This window comes from Nevskiales bacterium, assembly GCA_035574475.1.
Classification (GTDB): Bacteria; Pseudomonadota; Gammaproteobacteria; order Nevskiales; family DATLYR01; genus DATLYR01.
On the sequence record DATLYR010000025.1, the window covers coordinates 25,016 to 39,661 of the forward strand.

The 14,646-nt window shown below is 65.6% G+C and carries 13 protein-coding genes; 9 read left to right on the forward strand and 4 right to left on the reverse strand.

All coding sequences use genetic code 11. The annotated features are described in order from the left end of the window. Positions 1-26 precede the first annotated feature (26 nt). Entirely contained in the window at positions 27-344 is a 318-nt protein-coding gene (locus VNJ47_01555; GenBank protein HXG27520.1) for a CcdB family protein, read from the reverse strand. Next, positions 344-583: a type II toxin-antitoxin system CcdA family antitoxin gene (locus VNJ47_01560; GenBank protein ID HXG27521.1), complete on the reverse strand. Its 240-nt coding sequence runs from the start codon at positions 581-583 to the stop codon at positions 344-346. The genes VNJ47_01555 and VNJ47_01560 overlap by 1 nt, the downstream gene beginning before the upstream one ends. Positions 584-1,303: 720 nt before the next feature. On the opposite strand from VNJ47_01560, the gene VNJ47_01565 reads away from it, so the two are divergent. Next, positions 1,304-2,443, forward strand: a complete 1,140-nt coding sequence (locus VNJ47_01565) for an acyl-CoA dehydrogenase family protein (GenBank protein HXG27522.1) — start codon at positions 1,304-1,306, stop codon at positions 2,441-2,443. Positions 2,444-2,529: 86 nt separating this feature from the next. Here the strand turns inward: VNJ47_01565 and VNJ47_01570 are convergent, their stop codons facing one another. After that, positions 2,530-2,985 (reverse strand): type II toxin-antitoxin system death-on-curing family toxin, encoded by a 456-nt coding sequence (locus VNJ47_01570; protein HXG27523.1) that lies wholly within the window; start codon positions 2,983-2,985, stop codon positions 2,530-2,532. Between the two features lie 7 nt (positions 2,986-2,992). Further along, positions 2,993-3,217, reverse strand: coding sequence for an AbrB/MazE/SpoVT family DNA-binding domain-containing protein (locus tag VNJ47_01575; GenBank protein ID HXG27524.1), 225 nt, complete (start codon positions 3,215-3,217; stop codon positions 2,993-2,995). 285 nt (positions 3,218-3,502) lie between these two features. Here VNJ47_01575 and VNJ47_01580 point away from each other — a divergent pair, with 285 nt between their 5' ends. The 8 genes from VNJ47_01580 to VNJ47_01615 all read left to right on the forward strand — a co-directional run. Beyond that, positions 3,503-4,684 (forward strand): acyl-CoA dehydrogenase family protein, encoded by a 1,182-nt coding sequence (locus VNJ47_01580; protein ID HXG27525.1) that lies wholly within the window; start codon positions 3,503-3,505, stop codon positions 4,682-4,684. Beyond that, positions 4,681-5,469 carry an SDR family oxidoreductase gene (locus tag VNJ47_01585; protein ID HXG27526.1) on the forward strand — a complete coding sequence of 263 codons (789 nt, stop codon included), beginning with the start codon at positions 4,681-4,683 and terminating at the stop codon, positions 5,467-5,469. The genes VNJ47_01580 and VNJ47_01585 overlap by 4 nt, the downstream gene beginning before the upstream one ends. 119 nt (positions 5,470-5,588) lie before the next feature. Then, positions 5,589-6,047, forward strand: coding sequence for a MaoC family dehydratase (locus tag VNJ47_01590; protein HXG27527.1), 459 nt, complete (start codon positions 5,589-5,591; stop codon positions 6,045-6,047). An 88-nt stretch (positions 6,048-6,135) separates the two neighbouring features. Then, positions 6,136-7,341, forward strand: coding sequence for an acetyl-CoA C-acyltransferase (locus VNJ47_01595; protein ID HXG27528.1), 1,206 nt, complete (start codon positions 6,136-6,138; stop codon positions 7,339-7,341). A gap of 213 nt (positions 7,342-7,554) precedes the next feature. Then, on the forward strand, positions 7,555-8,658 hold the full coding sequence (locus VNJ47_01600) for a hypothetical protein (protein ID HXG27529.1): 1,104 nt from the start codon (positions 7,555-7,557) through the stop codon (positions 8,656-8,658). Between the two features lie 24 nt (positions 8,659-8,682). After that, complete coding sequence (locus tag VNJ47_01605; GenBank protein HXG27530.1) at positions 8,683-11,085, forward strand: efflux RND transporter permease subunit; 2,403 nt, start codon at positions 8,683-8,685, stop codon at positions 11,083-11,085. Positions 11,086-11,253: 168 nt separating this feature from the next. Further along, on the forward strand, positions 11,254-12,357 hold the full coding sequence (locus VNJ47_01610; GenBank protein HXG27531.1) for an amidohydrolase family protein: 1,104 nt from the start codon (positions 11,254-11,256) through the stop codon (positions 12,355-12,357). A 160-nt stretch (positions 12,358-12,517) separates the two neighbouring features. Next, positions 12,518-14,646, forward strand: a 2,129-nt coding sequence (locus tag VNJ47_01615) for a CoA transferase (protein ID HXG27532.1), incomplete at its 3' end; no start/stop codon positions are given.

Below are 14,646 nucleotides of genomic sequence, written 5' to 3' on the forward strand. Positions count from 1 at the left end.
GGAGAGGGGCAGGGGAGAGGGTGGCTTCAAATCCCTGTGAACAGCAGGTCCAGCGCGGCGATGATCTCGTCGCGCGCACGCGCGAGGTTCGTGACCCGGCCCCCAAGCTCCTTCAGTGGTAAGCCGGCCAGTTCCGGAGTTAGCAGGACATATGGTTTCCCCCGAATCTGGAAGGACGGCGTCAATCTCGCCATCGGCTTTCCATCCACCGCTTCCGGTCTGCAGAGCGGGACTACCACGCGGGTCGACAGGTCACTCAGCAAATTCGACTGGACGTCCAGAAAGTAGGGGATCAGTTGCGCAGTGTCGGTGTTGGGGTTTTCGTAGATATCGAACTGCGCCATCAGAATCTCCGAAGCCCCATGCTGAAGACCCCGTGACGTTCCACGTGGCGGTTGTAGGCTTCGATCGCTTCCTTGTTCTCGGCCAGCCACTGCTCGCGCCGCTTCTCGCGGACCGCCTGTTCCAGGCTGCGCTCAAAAACCTCGGACAGGTTCAGGCCCAGAGCCCGCGCCTGCTTGAGTAGCTCGGGATCCACACTCAGGTTGGTCGGTTTCTTGGCCATCGGCACGGGCAATCGCATCAGCACCTCCCTGTGCGTAATGGGTAATGCGCATGCTATATGCGCATGATTCGGCAGGTCAATCCAGGCCCGGAAAAATGGGGACCGATCTGATTCTCTCTACGAAAATCGGCTCTGACGCCCCCTTTTTTCTACCCCTTTTCCCAGGACCAGCTTGCGGGTACCTGGATTGCGTGTAAGCCGCTGCGAGACACCGTCATGAGCGGCAGGTGAGTCGAGTGTCGCTGGCTCACGCCATGAGCCATTCCGTCAGCCAAAATTGCCCGGTAGGGTGGGCATCAAGCTGCCGAGGGCTTCTTCATGAAAATCACCGGGATTGTTGTTGTCGCAGTCGTTCTGCTCTGCGGCTGCGCGAATCTGCACCAGGCGGAGTCGAGTGGGTTTACCTGCATGGCCGGCACCGAGGAGTGTGATCGCTACCTGCGAACTGGGAACGCAACAGCGCCGGCGCGGGTGTGGGCGTACAGGCCACGAGACGAGGACTTCACCGTCATTCACAGTAACCGCGGGCCAGTGACGATTTACCGGAAGGGAAATACGTACTGGGTGAATGACCGGAGACGATAAGCTCTCTCTATGCCCTTTCCCGAACGAGTTCCGTCAGGGTCACCAGCGGTCGTCCCAAAGGGTGAGTACCGCGGTGCCAGGATTCGAGGAGAATGAAACAAACACTTCTCCCCGCCCCTCTCCCGCAAGGGGAGAAAGAGTGACAAAAGCAGCATGAACTTCGCCCTCACAGACGACCAGGCGATGATCCGCGACGCGGCGGCGGGTTTCCTCGCCGACGCGAGCAACTCCGCGGCCGTGCGCAGGGCGATGGCGAGCGCGGAGGGTTTCGACGTCGCCGTGTGGCAGCGCATCGGCGGCGAGCTGGGCTGGTGCGGGGTGGCGATCGACGAGGCCCACGGCGGCATGGGCCTGGGCCCGGTGGAGCTGGTGCTGATCCAGGAGCAGGCCGGTCGGCGGCTGCTGTGCGCGCCGTTTTATTCCAGCGTGTGCGTCGGGGCGCCGCTGTTGCAGGAGCTGGCCACCGATGCCGCGCAGGCCAAGTACCTGCCGCGAATCGCGGCGGGCACGCTGCGCACGGCGGTGCCGACCTACGGCGCGATCGAGGAGTGGGTGGCCGAAGCCTCGCACCTGCACGCACGGGCCGTGGGCAAGGGCTGGGTGCTGGAGGGCGAGCTGCATTACCTGATGGATGGCGCCTCTGCCGACCTGCTGTTGGTTTACGGCAAGCTGGATGACGGTGGGCTGGGCTTGTTCGCAGTGCCACGCACCGCGAGAGGCGTGGTGGTCACGTCGCTCAAGACCTGGGACCCGACTCGACGTTTTGCGGACGTGAAGTTCGCGGGCGTGACGGCGGGCGAGCGCATCGACGATCCGGCGCGCGTGGACGCGGGCGTGCTGCGCATGGCCTCGCTGGCGCGTCTGTACCTGGCGGCAGAGCAGCTGGGCGGCGCGCAACAGTGCCTGGACATGACGGTGGAATACACCGCCGGCCGCAAGCAGTTCGGTCGGCCGGTGGCGGGCTTCCAGGCGGTCAAGCATCGCTGCGCGCAGATGATGGTGCAGGTCGAGTCGCTGCGCTCGGCCGTGTATGGCGCGGCGGCGCTCGCGGCCGGCGCAGTGGATACGGAGGCCCTGGCGCTGGAATGCGCCATGGCCAAGGCAATGGCGTCGGAGGCGTTTTTCTTCTGCGCGCAGGAGGCGATCCAGCTGCACGGCGGCGTGGGCTTCACCTGGGAATACGACCCGCATCTGTACTTCAAGCGTGCGCAGGCGAGCAGCCACTGGCTGGGCACAGCGGAACAACTGCGCGAGCGCATGGCGCAGCTGCTGCTGGACAGCCCGGCGGCCTGAGACACCCTCTCCCCAACTCCTCTCCCGCAAGCGGGAGAGGGGACAGGAACGCACTTCTCCTCCAGCGGGACTGGGGGGCCAAGCGATCAACGTTTCCGCGCCTGCTTCTTCCTGGGTGCCTTGTATGCACGTTCGGGCTCGTGGACTTCGTCCGCCTTGTGTGGGCGGATGCGCGAGCGCAGCCAGGCGGCGAACTGTTCTACCGTCCACTGTCCTTCGGCGACGGCCAGCATGGCGAGGTATTTGTCTTCGTCGCCGGCCTCGAAATCAGTGCCGTTGAGTGCCAGAAAGGTTCGATAGGCCACATGTGCGGTGCGTTTGTTGCCGTCAACGAACGGATGGTTGCGTGCCAGGCCGAAGGCCAGTGTTGCAGCCAGGTCTGCCAGGTCGGGCGGCGGATCGCCATAGGCATACAACTGCTGCGGGCGCGCCAGCGCGGATTCCAGCAGCGTTTCATCGCGTACGCCGCCCGTGCCACCGTGTTCCGCCAACTGGCGATCGTGGATGGCGAGCAGGAGTTCCTTCTCCAGCCAGATGATCATGGCGACCTCAGCTTTCCGACAGCTTGCGAAGTACGTTGCGATCCTCGCGCATGACTTGCTCGGCGACTTCCATCTGCGCGGCGAGCTTGGGGTCGAAGGGCGAGAGCTTGATGCCGTCCGGGGTTTCGATGGCGTAGAGCGTGTCGCCCTTTGCCACGCGCAGGCGGGCGAGCAGTTCCTTGGGCAGGATGACGCCGGCGGAATTGCCGACGGTGGTGATCTTGAGCTTCATGGCGGGCTCCGGTGTAGTTATAACGTATGTTACATCAAGCGCCGGACGGCGGAAAGCGCAAGGCGGGGCGGCGCAGGCGAACCAGTCACCCCAACGGATGAAGAGCCGGGCCGCGCTTACTGCCCATAATGGGCTCTCCATAATGGGCTCAATTCACAAGAAAAAGCCTGTACTGCTCCGCGTCATCGGGTTTCTGTCATTCCGGCGCAAGCCGGAATCCAGTGCCTTCAAAGACGCTGGACCCCGGCTTGCGCCGGGGTGACGGATCAAGAGGGTACTGACTGCATGAGGCTCGAGCTGACCCCCGAGGACGAGGCCTTCCGCGCCGAAATCGCGGCGTGGCTGCGCGCGCACCTGGTCGGGCGCTTTGCGGTTTGCAAGCACCGTGGCGGGCCGGGCGACGAGGCGTTCCAGCCCGCGCTGCGCAAGGAGTGGGAGCGCGAGCTGGCCAAGGGCGGCTGGACCTGCGTGGGCTGGCCCAAGGAATACGGCGGGCGCGGGCTGTCGATCGCGCAGCAGGTGATCTACCACGAGGAATACGCGCGCGCCGGCGGTCCGGGGCGGATGGGCCACATCGGCGAGGGCCTGATCGGCCCGGCATTGATACGCTTCGGCTCCGAGGCGCAGAAGCGTCGCTTCCTGCCGAAGATCGTTTCGGGCGAGGAATACTGGGCGCAGGGCTATTCCGAGCCCGGCGCCGGCTCGGACCTGGCCAACGTACAAACGAAGTGCTGGCAGGAAGCGGACGGCAGCTGGCGCGTGAGCGGGCAGAAGATATGGACCTCCAACGCGCACGAGTCCGACTGGATCTTCGTGCTCGCGCGTTGCGAGCCGGGTTCCAGGGGCCACAAGGGCCTGGCCTTCCTGTTGCTGCCGCTCAGGCAAACCGGTATCGAGATCCGCCCGATCCGGCAGATGTCCGGCGGCGCGGAGTTCAACGAGGTCTTCTTCGACGGCGCGCGCGCGGAGGCCGAGCACATCGTCGGCGCGCCCGGCGACGGTTGGAAGGTGGCGATGGGCCTGTTGGAGAGCGAGCGCGGCGTGTCCACGCTCGGCCAGCAGATGCATTTCGCGTACGAACTCGAGCTGGTGATCCAGGCGGCACGCGCCAATGGCAAGGTCAACGATCCGATGATCCGCCAGCGCCTGATGCAGGCCTGGGGCGGGCTGCGGGTGATGCGCTACAACGCGCTGCGCATGCTGTCGGGCGAGGCCACGCGCCTGAACCGCGAGGCGCTCATCTACAAGTACTACTGGAGCAACTGGCACCGCGAGCTCGGCAAGCTCGCCGCCGACGTGCTCGGGCACCAGGCCGACGTGGTGTCCGACGACCCGGCCATCCGCCCGCTGCAGCAGATGTTTTTCTTCTCGCGCGCGGACACGATCTACGCCGGCACCAACGAGATCCAGCTCAACCTGATCGCCGAACGGGGCCTGGGCATGCCGAAGGAGCCGAGGCCCGCATGAGTACACCTGCCCCACCCTACGTCCCCGCCCATGGCCTGCTGCAGGGCAAGACCGTGCTGGTCACCGCCGCGGCTGGCGGCGGGATTGGTTTTGCCACCGCCAGGCGCGTGCTGGAAGAAGGCGCCCGTGCGCTGGTGATCTCCGACATCCACGAGCGGCGCCTGGGTGAGGCAGTGGCGAAGCTGCAGCAGGAATTTGCCGGCCGCCGCATCGAGGGCAAGCTGGCCAACGTCACGAACGAGGCCGAGGTGCAGGCACTGGTGGATTTCGCGGAAAGCGTGACCAACGGCGTGGACGTGCTGGTAAACAACGCCGGGCTGGGCGGCAGCAAGCGCGTGGTCGATATGCTCGATGAGGAATGGCACAAGGTGCTGGACGTCACCCTGACCGGCACCTTCCGCATGACGCGCGCGATGCTCAGGAAAATGCAGCCGCGCGGCAAGGGCGTGATCGTGAACAACGCCTCGGTGCTGGGCTGGCGCGCGCAGAAGGAGCAGGCGCACTACGCCGCGGCCAAGGCCGGCGTGATGGCGCTGACACGCTGCGCCGCGCTGGAGGCGGCCGAGCATGGCGTGCGCATCAATGCGGTGTCGCCCTCGATCGCCTTCCACGAGCACCTGAAGAAGACTGCCTCGGCCGAGCTGCTGGAACAGCTGGCCAGCCGCGAGGCCTTCGGCCGCGCGGCCGAGGTGTGGGAGATCGCCAACGTCATTGTTTTTCTGGCGAGCGATTACAGCTCGTATCTGACGGGCGAGGTGATTTCTGCCTCGAGCCAGCATCCGTGAAGATGCACGGGGCGCTGCCAGTGATCCGGCAAAGAGTCGCGAACAGGGTTCGCTCCTACATAAGAGCGATGGCTAAAGGGGTTTTGTAGGAGCGCGCCTGCGCGCGAATGGGGACTGACATGGCGACGATATTTAATTCCGCAGACGAGATCCTGAAATCCGTCGGCAAGCCGCTCGGCGAGAGCGAGTGGATGACGATCACGCAGGAGCGCATCGACCAGTTCGCCGACGCGACCGACGACCACCAGTGGATCCACGTGGACCCCGTGAAGGCCAAGGCCGGGCCCTTCGGTACGACCATCGCGCACGGCTACCTCACGCTGTCACTGTGCAGCCGTTTCCTGCCGCAGATCGTCGAGGTGCGCGGCATGAAGATGGGCGTGAACTATGGCTGCAACAAGGTGCGCTTCCCCGCACCGGTACGCGCCGGCAGCCGCATCCGCGGCAAGGGCGAAATGATCGCCGCCGAGAAGACGCCGGACGGCGGCGTGCAAGCCATGATCCGCGTGACCGTGGAGGTCGAGGGGCAGTCCAAGCCGGGCTGCGTGGCGGACACCATCAGCCGCTATTACTTTTGATGGGCGTTTGTAGGAGCGGGCCTGCTCGCGACTCTTTGCGCTGTTATCGCGTGCAAGGCAGGCGCCTACATCCGGAACAGAGGTCTCGATGAACGAAGCCGTCATCGTCTCTATCGCCCGCACCCCGATCGGCAAGGCCTATCGCGGCGCCTTCAACGACACCGAGGCGCCGGTGCTCGGCGGCCACGTGGTGCGTGCGGTGGTAGAGCGCGCCGGCGTGAATCCGGCCGAGGTGGACGACGTGCTGATCGGCTGCGCGGCACAGCAGGGCACCCAGGCCTACAACCTGGGTCGGCTCTGCGCCTATACCGGCGGGCTGCCGGATACCGTGCCGGGCATGACGCTGGACCGGCAATGTTCCTCGGGCCTGCAGACCATCGCGATTGCCGCGAAGAACATCATGGCCGGCGAGCAGGACATCGTCGTCGCCGGTGGGCTGGAGTCCATTTCGCTGGTGCAGAACAAGCACAAGAACAGCTACCGCTTCGTGTCCGAGGCGGTACTGGCGGCGATGCCGACCGCCTACATCCAGATGATCGAGACTGCCGAGGTGGTGGCCGAGCGTTACGGAATCAGTCGCGCCGCGCAGGACGAGTATTCGCTGCAGAGCCAGCAGCGCACGGCGGCGGCGCAGGCGGCCGGGAGGTTCGACGATGAGATCGTCCCGCTCACCACGCAGAAGCAGCTGTTCGACAAGGAAGGCAACCCGACCACGAAGGAAACCGTCACGCTGGCCAGGGACGAGGGCAACCGTCCCGACACCACGCTGGAATCGCTCGCGAACCTGAAGCCCGTCTGGAAGGACGGCAAGTTCGTGAAGCAGGGGGCGCACATCACCGCCGGCAATGCCTCGCAGCTGTCGGACGGCGCCGCAGCGGTGCTCGTGACGAGCGCGAAGACCGCGAAGGCGCGCGGCCTTGCGCCGCTCGGCATCTACCGCGGTTTCGCGGTGGCCGGCTGCAGGCCGGACGAGATGGGCATCGGCCCGGTGTACGCGGTGCCCAAGCTGCTGGCGCAGCACAATTTGAAGGTCTCCGACATCGGCCTGTGGGAGCTGAACGAGGCCTTCGCGGTGCAGGTGATCTACTGCCGTGACCGCCTCGGCATCCCGAACGATCGTTTGAACGTGAACGGCGGCGCGATCAGCATCGGTCATCCCTTCGGCATGAGCGGCGCGCGCATGGTGATGCACGCGCTGGTCGAGGGCCGCCGCCGCGGCGTGAAGTACGTGGTGGTGACCATGTGTATAGGCGGCGGCATGGGCGCCGCGGGCTTGTTCGAGGTGGCCGGCTGAGCGTCCACTCAGCCGGCCATCCCGGCGAAGGCCGGGGTCCAGTGTCTTTGCGGTCCAAAGACACTGGATTCCGGCTTGCGCCGGAACGAGGATGAAAACCCGCGTGCTTGCACGAGTGCGGAGTGGCAGGCGAGACTGGCCCGGCGAGTGGAACGACCGCAAACGGCCGCGAGAGCCGTCGTAACCAGAGCGTGATTGGGAGGAGACATCTCCATGACTGAAAAGCAAATCCCGGCGTCGGCCGGCGCGAACGATGGGATCGCGGCGATGCTGGCACAGGGTTGGGCCGGCTGGGCGGTGGTGACGCTGGTGGTGCTGGTGTCCGTGTACTCGTTCTCGCCGCGTCCCGAGCCTGATTTCCCGCCGAGCGGGCTCAAGTCCGACCGCGTGCTGCTCAACGACGCCGCGCTCGACGCCGGCCGCGTGATTGCCGTGGGCGAGCAGGGCGTGATCCTGCTGGCGGACGATCCACGCGGGCCCTGGCGCCAGGCGAGTGTCAGGACCCCGCGCGGTTCGACGCTCACGCGAGTGATGTTCCTGGACGGCGGTGTGGCCATCGCAGTGGGCCACGACAGCTGGATCCTGCGCAGCACCGACCAGGGCAGCAACTGGCAGGAGGTCCACTTCGACCCCGAGCGCTCCGAGCCGCTGCTGGGTCTGGCCGGGCCCTATGACGGCCGGCTGTACGCCTTCGGCGCCTTCGGCCAGTTCTTCGTATCGCAGGACAACGGCCTGAACTGGCAGCGCGAAACCCTGGTCGAGGAGGGCGCCGCGCCCAAGCCGGTGGTGACGTCCACCGACCCGGCCGACATCTTCGCGGGCGCCGCCGACATCGGCGGCGGCCTGGGCGAGTCGCACCTCAACGACATGACGCGTGCGGGCGACGGCGCGCTGATCCTGGTCGGCGAGCGCGGGCTCGTCGCCCGCTCCACCAATGGCGGCGCCAGCTGGCGCGTCGTGCCGCAGTTCTACAGCGGTTCGTTCTACGGCGTGATGACGCTGGGCTCGGGCCGCCTGCTGGTGCACGGCATGCGCGGCCATGTGTTCTACAGCGACGACCATGGCCGCAGCTGGAAGCCGGCCAAGGTGCCGCTGGCCAACTCGCTGTTCGGCGGTACGGTGCTGCGCAACGGCGACATCATCCTGGTCGGCGCCAGCAATACCATGCTGCTGTCGCGCGACAACGGCGCCAGCTTCGTCAGCGTCGCGAAGAAAGGGCCGCACGGCCTGGCGTCCGTGCTGGCGTTCGAGAGCGGAGAGCTGCTCAAGATCGGCGAGGGGGGGCTATCCCTGGTTCGCCTGGGCCAGGGCCATTAGTCGGCTAGCGGGGGGAGATTACGCATGAACGAACCCAACAAGGCATCGCAGGGCGGTCAGCCGGGCGGACTGCAGGCGCTGGTGGATCGCTGGAGCCACGGCCTGATCCGGCAGCGCCGCAAGTTCGCGCTCCTGTTCGCGCTCATCACCGTGCTGATGGCTGCCAGCGCCAGCCAGGTGCGACTGGATCCGGGATTCCTGAAGCTGATCCCGACCACGCACCCCTACATGCAGACCATGATCGAGTACATGGACGAGTTCTCCGGCGCCAACACCATCCTGGTGAATCTGCGCTGGAAGGGCAAAGGCGACATCTACAACGAAGAGTTCATGCTCGCGTTGCAGAACGCTACCGACGACGTGTTCTTCATCCCGGGCATCAATCGCACGCGCGTCAATTCGCTGTTCACGCCCAACACCTACTACATCGAGATCACCGAGGACGGCTTCGACGGTAAACCCGTCGTGCCGGCCGAGTTCTCGCGCACGCCGGAGCAGCTGGCACAGGTGCGCAGCAACGTCGAGAACTCCGGCCAGATCGGCCTGCTGGTCGCCAACGACCTCAAGGGCTCTCTGATCCGCGCCGACCTGCTCGAGTACGATCGCAGCAAGCCGCGTGGCGAGCAGAAGGTGGACTACTGGGAGGTGCAGAAAAAACTGGAGGAAATCCGCGCCAAGTACGAGAACGAGAACATCGAGGTCCACATCATCGGCTTCGCCAAGCTTCTGGGCGACGTGATCAATGGCCTGCTCGGCGTGTTCGCATTCTTTGCGCTGGCCTTCCTGGTTACCGTCGCCTTGCTGTACTGGTACACGCGCTCCTGGCGCATCACCGGCACGGCGCTGGTGGTGGCCATGCTGCCGGTGCTGTGGCTGATCGGCTGCCTGCCGCTGATCGGCTACGGCATCGACCCGATGTCGATCCTGGTGCCGTTCCTGATCTTTGCCATCGGCGTGTCACACGCGGTGCAGATGACCAGCGTCTGGCGCACCGAGGTGATGAGCGGCCTGGAGTCGGGCGAGGCTGCCAGCCGCGCCTTCTCGAGCCTGTTCATCCCGGGGACCACCGCACTGCTGACCGACGGCCTGGGTTTCGCCGTGATCATGCTGATCGACATCCCGATCGTGCACGAGCTGGGCATCACCGCCAGCCTGGGCATCCTGCTGATGATCATCACCAACAAGATGATCCTGCCGATCATCCTCAGCTACCTGACGCTGGAAGAATCCAGCAAGCGCCACTCCGAGAACGCGCTGTTCGACGAGGGTTCGCCGCTGCTCAGGATCGTGTCGGCCTGCGCCGAGAAGCGCGTGTCCTGGCTGGTGTTCGCCGGCACCCTCGTGCTGCTGGGCTTCGCCACTTGGCAGTCGCGCTTGCTGGTGGTCGGCGATTCCGGCACCGGCGTGCCCGAGCTGCACGAGGACTCGCGCTACAACATGGACAGCCGAGCCATCGCCAGCAGCTACAACATCGGCGTGGATCTGTTGACCGTCATCGTCGAGGCCAAGGACTTCCCCACCGACTCCTGCCTGCAGTACCCGGTGATCAACCTGATCGACCGCTTCGAGTTGTACATGCGCGGGGTGGAGGGCGTACAGTCGGTGACCAGCGTGGCTGGCATCGGCAAGCTGGTGATCGCCGCCTTCAACGAGGGTAACCCTCGCTGGCGGGCGTTGCCGCGCACCGAGGTCGGCCTGTCCACCGGTTCCAAGGCCTTCGACCCGAACCTAGGCTTCAATACCGAGGGCTGCCGCGCGATCCAGGTAATGATCTTCACCAAGGACCACGAGGGCGCGACCATCGCCCACATCGTCAAGGAGATCAAGAAGTTCATCGCCGAGAACCAGGTCGAAGGCGTGACCATGCGCCTGGCCAGCGGCAACGTGGGCGTGATGGCCGCGACCAACGAGGCGGTGGGCGCCGCAGAGCTGAAGATGCTGCTGTCGTTGTTCGCGGCGCTGGTGGTCTTCTGCCTGCTGTCGTTCCGTTCCTGGATCGCCACGCTGTGCGTGCTGGTGCCGCTGACGCTGGTCACGGTGATGTGCAACGGCCTGATGGCCTTTCTCGACATCGGCCTGAAGACTGCGACCCTGCCGGTGATCGCGCTGGGCGTCGGCGTGGGCGTGGACTACGGCCTGTACCTGTTCGAGCGCGTGCAGCACTACATGGCCGATCCCAAGGTGCAGTTCAAGGAAGCCTTCGTGAACAGCATGCGCGAGCGCGGCGCGGCCGCGGTGTTCACGGCCTTCACCATGTCCATTGGCGTGATGACCTGGACCATGTCGGCGCTCAAGTTCCAGGCCGACATGGGGCTGCTGCTGGCCTTCATGTTCCTGGTCAACGTGTTCGGCGCCATCTGCCTGTTGCCGGCGCTGGCCTGCTGGATCTACCGCCAGAAGGGCCGCGTCGCAACCGACATCTCGTAGCGAAACCCCGCCCCCCAGGGGCGGGGCCACCTTGCTCTTGCCCTGCCCCTCGATGGGGGAGGCTGGGGTGGGGGTGGGTGAAAATCCCTCTCACCCAAATGAGGCAGGCACCCCCCGTTCCGGGGCCGGTAAAGTCCTGAAATCCAGCGAAAGATTGGAGGAGCGACCATGACCGCAGCCCTGGCCCAGGAACGCCTGGTCTCCGTGGATTCCCACGTGCACTTCACCGACGAGTGGGTGAAGGCGCGCCTGCGCAAGGAGATGCACGCGGTCTGGGACGAGGCCAACAAGAAGGCCGAGGCCTATGCGGCCCAGGTGCTGCGCGGCGGGCAGAAGAACCTCTCGCTGGAAGACTTCGTGGACCCGGACGCGGCCAAGGACCCGGGCCATTTCGAGCCGCATGCCAAGCTCAAGGCCATGGACCGTGACGGCGTCTACGCCGAGGTCATCTTCCCCGAGCTGGCCGGCGCCAAGATCGTCAACCCCGCGCTGATGGGCGACGACTGGAAGGAAGTGTTCCAGGGCTACAACGACGCCATGGCCGACTTCGCCTCGGTCGATCCCGTGCGCCTGATGACCGCCTACCAGCTGCCGCTGTACGACATTGACTTCGCGGTGAAAGAGGTCTATCGCCTGGCCAAGGAAAAAAAGGCGCGCTGCGTGCAGCTGACGCCGTTCCCCTCCGACCTCGGCCTGCCGGATTTCTACCACGAGCGCTACGTGCCGCTGTGGAACGCGATCCAGGACACCGACCTGACGATCCTGAACCACCTCGACCTCAAGAAAGAGCTGTGGGACGTGTTCCGCCGCGACCCGACGCCGCAGAAGGGCATCTTCACCGGCCTGCCCTGGGCGCCGCTGGCGGAGACCATCTGCATGTGGATCCTGACCGGCACGCTGGAAAAGTTCCCCAGGCTGCGCGTGCTGTTCGTCGAGCCGGGCCTGGGCTGGCTGCCGTGGTTCTTCGAGTACCTGCTCGACCCGCGCATGCACCAGCACTACGAGTTCCCGGGCGTAAAGATGGCGCCGAGCGATTACTTCCGCCGCCAGTGCGGTGCGACCTTCATGTACGAACCCAAAGGCCTCAAGCAGTGCTACGACTACTTCGGCCCGGACTGCCTGTACTGGTCCACCGACTTCCCGCACCCGGCGACCTGCTGGCCGAACTCGCGCAAGCAGGTGGTGAGCCAGTTCGCGGAAGCCGGCATTCCGGAAGCCGATCGTGTGAAGATCACCTCCACGAATGCGTTGCGGACGTTCGGGTTGAGGTGACAGCGCGCCAAGCGCACTGTCATCCCCGCGAAAGCGGGGATCCACCCGGGCGAGCCCCACAGCGGGGGCGAGATCCGGGATCCAGCGACTTCGTTCAAACAGTAAGACACTGGTCCCCGGCCTTCGCCGGGGTGATGGATTCAGAGCCAATAGGTGCAACATGGCAGGCGTACTCGACGGTCTCAAGGTTCTCGATCTTTCCTGGGGCATTGCCGGCCCCATGGCCACGATGCTGCTGGCCGACAACGGCGCGCAGGTGACCAAGATCGAACCGCCGGGCGGCGACCCGTTCCGCAATCAGCTGGGCTACAAGGTCTGGCAGCGCGGCAAGAAAAGCGCGATCCTCGATCTCAAGAACGCCGAGGACAAGAAGGCCTTTATGGCGCTCGCGAGCCGCGCCGATATCCTGGTCGAATCCTACCGCCCCGGCGTGACCGAGAGACTGGGCATCGACTATAAGACCCTGTCCGCCGCCAATCCGCGGCTGATCTACTGCTCCATCACCGGCTACGGCCGCGACAACGAGCACTCGCAGCGGCCGGCTTACGATGCTCTCGTGCAGGCGCGCACCGGCCTCATGTTCGAACAGCGCGGCTGGCCCGAGGGTGCGCTGAACCACATCAGCGGCCTGCCGGATCCGTATCCCGACCTCGACATCCCCCAGGAGTGGGTGCAGGGCGCGCCGCGACCGGGACCGCTGTTCGTGGCCTCGCATTGGCCGAGCCTGGGTGCGTTCTTCAATGCGTCACTGGGCATTGCCGCGGCGCTGCGCGCGCGCGAGCTCACCGGCCGCGGCCAGTGGGTGGAAACCTCGCTGCTGCAGGGCGCGCTGGCCGGCGGCGCCGGCGTGTGGCAGCGCGCGGAGAAGCCGGACACGCCGGGCTTCGACACCTGGATTCTCAATTCCAAGTCGCCCAAGGGCCACTTCCAGGCCAAGGACGGCAAGTGGCTGCACAACTGGGTACCGAACCCGCGCTTCATCCTGCAAGCCGCTGCCGGCGACAAGATCAACGCGACGCCCGATCTCACCGTGCAGAACGATCCGGACCGCTTTGGCACCGGCCCCGAGGAAATCCTCGTCATGGCGCATTACCAGCCGCTGCTTGCGGAAGCCGTGGCCAAGTTTCCGGTCAAGGACTGGATCGAAGCCGCCGCTATCGCCGAGATGACCATGCAGCCGGTGCGCTCGATCGAGGAATCGCTGGCCGATCCGGCCTTCCTCGAGGACGGCTGCGTGACCGAGGTCGAGGATCCCGAGTTGGGTAGGATCCGCACCGTCGGTAATGCCTTCAACATGAGTCTGACCCAGGGCAGGCCGGGCCATGCGCCGGTCAAGCCGGGTGCGAACACGGCCGAGGTGAAGGCCGAGGCCGGGAAGATCATCGACGAGGCCAAGGCGGCCACCGCCGCTGCGAACACCGGCAAGTCGCTCAAGTCGCCGCTCGAAGGCATCGTCGTGCTCGACCTGGGCCTGGCCATCGCCGGCCCCTTCGGCACGCAGCTGCTGTCCGATCTCGGCGCCACGGTCATCAAGATCAATGGTCTGTTCGACCTCTTCTGGCACCGCGTGCACATCGCCTACATGGCCAACCGCGGCAAGAAGAGCATCACGCTGAACCTCAAGGACCCGCGTGCGATGAAGATCCTGCTGGATCTCGTCGCCAAGGCCGACGTCGTTCACCACAACATGCGCTACGACGCCGCCGAGCGCCTGAAGATCGACTACGAGTCGCTGAAGAAGCTCAACCCGAAGCTCATTTACTGCCACACGCGCGGCTTCGAGCGCGGCAAGCGCGCGGCGCTGCCGGGCAACGACCAGACCGGCGCCTGCCTGTCCGGCATCCAGTACGAGGACGGCGGCATGAGCCGGCCGGGCGCCAACGGCGAGGTCGGCCGACCGCTGTGGAGCTTCACCTCCTTCGGCGACACGGGCAACGGCTTCCTGTCGGCGATAGCGGTGTGCAATGCGATCTACCACCGCGACAAGACCGGCCAGGGCCAGTTCGTGGACACCTCGATCATCAACGCCGCGCTGCTCAACACCAGCTATGCGGTGGCGAAGCCCGACGGCAGCGGCTTCGACCGCCCGCGCATCGGCGGCGATCAGGTCGGCTACTCGGCCGGGCACCGTATCTACCCGACGCAAGACGAGTGGCTGTGCTTCGTGCTGGTCGAGCAGTCGCACTGGGATGAGCTGTTCGCGGTGCTCGGCCTGCCGGAGCTCGTGACCGACAAGCGCTTTGCCACGTTCGAGGCGCGCGCGCAGCACGACGCCGAGCTGGCGCGGCT

Coding starts and splice junctions, on each gene's coding strand:
- VNJ47_01610 (HXG27531.1), top strand. CDS start 11,254: ATGACCGCAGCCCTGGCCCAGGAACGCCTGGTCTCCGTGGATTCCCAC.
- VNJ47_01555 (HXG27520.1), bottom strand. CDS start 344: ATGGCGCAGTTCGATATCTACGAAAACCCCAACACCGACACTGCGCAA.
- VNJ47_01605 (HXG27530.1), top strand. CDS start 8,683: ATGAACGAACCCAACAAGGCATCGCAGGGCGGTCAGCCGGGCGGACTG.
- VNJ47_01565 (HXG27522.1), top strand. CDS start 1,304: ATGAACTTCGCCCTCACAGACGACCAGGCGATGATCCGCGACGCGGCG.
- VNJ47_01595 (HXG27528.1), top strand. CDS start 6,136: ATGAACGAAGCCGTCATCGTCTCTATCGCCCGCACCCCGATCGGCAAG.
- VNJ47_01590 (HXG27527.1), top strand. CDS start 5,589: ATGGCGACGATATTTAATTCCGCAGACGAGATCCTGAAATCCGTCGGC.
- VNJ47_01575 (HXG27524.1), bottom strand. CDS start 3,217: ATGAAGCTCAAGATCACCACCGTCGGCAATTCCGCCGGCGTCATCCTG.
- VNJ47_01585 (HXG27526.1), top strand. CDS start 4,681: ATGAGTACACCTGCCCCACCCTACGTCCCCGCCCATGGCCTGCTGCAG.
- VNJ47_01570 (HXG27523.1), bottom strand. CDS start 2,985: ATGATCATCTGGCTGGAGAAGGAACTCCTGCTCGCCATCCACGATCGC.
- VNJ47_01560 (HXG27521.1), bottom strand. CDS start 583: ATGCGATTGCCCGTGCCGATGGCCAAGAAACCGACCAACCTGAGTGTG.
- VNJ47_01600 (HXG27529.1), top strand. CDS start 7,555: ATGACTGAAAAGCAAATCCCGGCGTCGGCCGGCGCGAACGATGGGATC.
- VNJ47_01580 (HXG27525.1), top strand. CDS start 3,503: ATGAGGCTCGAGCTGACCCCCGAGGACGAGGCCTTCCGCGCCGAAATC.